This window comes from Pseudomonas sp. DE0157, from assembly GCF_007678615.1.
Classification (GTDB): Bacteria; Pseudomonadota; Gammaproteobacteria; order Pseudomonadales; family Pseudomonadaceae; genus Aquipseudomonas; species Aquipseudomonas parafulva_B.
This window is the reverse complement of record NZ_VEJN01000032.1, coordinates 1-2,324: the sequence shown is the minus strand read 5'-3', so window position 1 is coordinate 2,324 and position 2,324 is coordinate 1. Positions and strand designations below refer to the sequence as shown.

General features: G+C 57.7%; 1 protein-coding gene. It reads left to right on the top strand.

The window, feature by feature from the left end; all coding sequences use genetic code 11:
• On the top strand, positions 1-2,324 hold a 2,324-nt coding region (locus tag FS777_RS21195), incomplete at both ends, for an immunoglobulin-like domain-containing protein (RefSeq protein ID WP_372239225.1).

The following is a 2,324-nucleotide window of genomic DNA, read 5'->3' as shown; positions in this document are numbered from 1 at the left end:
GAATCGGTCAGCGGCGCGGATGCCTGGAAGTTCGAGCAACTGACGCTGGATAAAACCCAGGTCAGCACCGAAGTTACGGACGAGCCAGGTTCGGGTACTCCGGGCACGGGTAACCAAGGCGATCTGGTGCTGGTCACTATTACCGCTGACCAGAACTCCGTTGCTGAGAACGTTAAGCCGACGTTCACCATCCAGATCAACAAGGCCTTGGCCAACGACCTGGTCGTGACCCTGAGCAATAACGCTCAAGTCACCATCAAAGCCGGCCAGACTGCTGTTTCCTACGAGCACGCAGCGCAGGGCGACGACGTTTACAAAGACTCGGGCGAAATCAGCCTGGGCATCAAGTCGGCAGCAGACGCTGGCGGCCGCACCTTTGAAAACCTGCAGCTGGGTAACGATGCCTCGGTCAAAGTGACCGACACCATCGACGAAGTTGTAGCCAAGCTCACCGCTACTGACTCGGTCACCGAAGGCGGTCAGATCACTTACACCGTGACCCTGACCAACAAAGATGGCCTGCCGATCGACAAACACGGCGCGCTGACCTTTACGCTGGACGACGGCAAGACCGTCATCACCATCCCAGCCAACGGCACTACCGGTTCGGTCACTGTAACCGCGCCAGACAACGACTATGTCGGTGCTAACGATCCGGTCGTGAAATCGATCGCCTCCGTCACTGGCGCAGATGTTGGCAAGTTCGAGCAACTGACGCTGGACAAGACTCCAGTCAGCACCCAAGTTACCGACGAGCCAGGCTCGGGTACTCCAGGCACGGACAACCAGGGCAACCAAGTTCTGGTCACCATTGCGGCGGATCAGATTTCTATTGCTGAAAACGTCAAGCCAACGTTCACTGTTCAGATCAACAAGGCCCTGGCCAACGACTTGGTCGTGACCCTGAGCAACAATGAAAAGGTCACCATCAAGGCCGGCGAAACCAGCGCTCAGTACACCCACGCGGCACAAGGTGACGACGTCTACAAAGACTCGGGCGAAATCAGTCTGGGTATCAAGTCGGCAGCCGACGCTGGCGGCCGCACGTTCGAAAATCTGCAGTTGGGCAACGATGCCTCGGTCAAAGTGACTGACACCATCGACGAAGTTGTAGCCAAGCTCACCGCTACCGACTCGGTCACTGAAGGCGGTCAGATCACCTACACCGTGACCCTGACCAACAAAGACGGCCTGCCGATCGACAAGCACGGCGCGCTGACCTTCACCTTGGACGATGGCAAGACCACCATCACCATCCCGGCGAACGGCACCACTGGTTCTGTCACCGTAACTGCCCCGAACAACGTTTACGTCGGCGCGAACGACCCAGTGGTCAAGGCTATTGCGACCGTCACCGGTGCTGATGTTGGTAAGTTCGAAAAGCTGACCTTGGACACTACTCCGGTTAGTACTGCTGTCACTGACGAGCCAGGTTCGGGTACGCCAGGCACGGGCAACCAGGGCGACCAAGTGCTGGTCACCATCACCGCTGACCAGACATCTGTTGCCGAGAACGTCAAACCAACGTTCACCGTCCAGATCAACAAGGCCCTGGCCAATGACTTGGTCGTGACCCTGAGCAACAACGCTCAAGTCACCATCAAAGCTGGTCAGACTGCTGTTTCCTACGAGCACGCAGCGCAAGGCGACGACGTCTACAAAGACTCGGGCGAAATCAGTCTGGGTATCAAGTCGGCAGCCGACGCTGGCGGCCGCACGTTCGAAAATCTGCAGTTGGGCAACGATGCCTCGGTCAAAGTGACTGACACCATCGACGAAGTTGTGGCGAAGCTCACAGCAACCGACTCGGTCACTGAAGGCGGTCAGATCACCTACACCGTGACCCTGACCAACAAAGACGGCTTGCCGATCGACAAGCACGGCGCGCTGACCTTCACCTTGGACGATGGCAAGACCACCATCACCATCCCGGCGAACGGCACCACTGGTTCTGTCACCGTAACTGCCCCGAACAACGTTTACGTCGGCGCGAACGACCCAGTGGTCAAGGCTATTGCGACCGTCACCGGTGCTGATGTTGGTAAGTTCGAAAAGCTGACCTTGGATACTACTCCGGTTAGTACTGCTGTCACTGACGAGCCAGGTTCGGGTACGCCAGGCACGGGCAACCAGGGCGACCAAGTGCTGGTCACCATCACCGCTGACCAGACATCTGTTGCCGAGAACGTCAAACCAACGTTTACCGTGCAGATCAACAAAGCCCTGGCTAACGACCTGGTCGTGACCCTGAGCAACAACGCTCAAGTCACCATCAAAGCCGGCCAGACTGCTGTTTCCTACGAGCACGCAGCGCAGGGCGACGA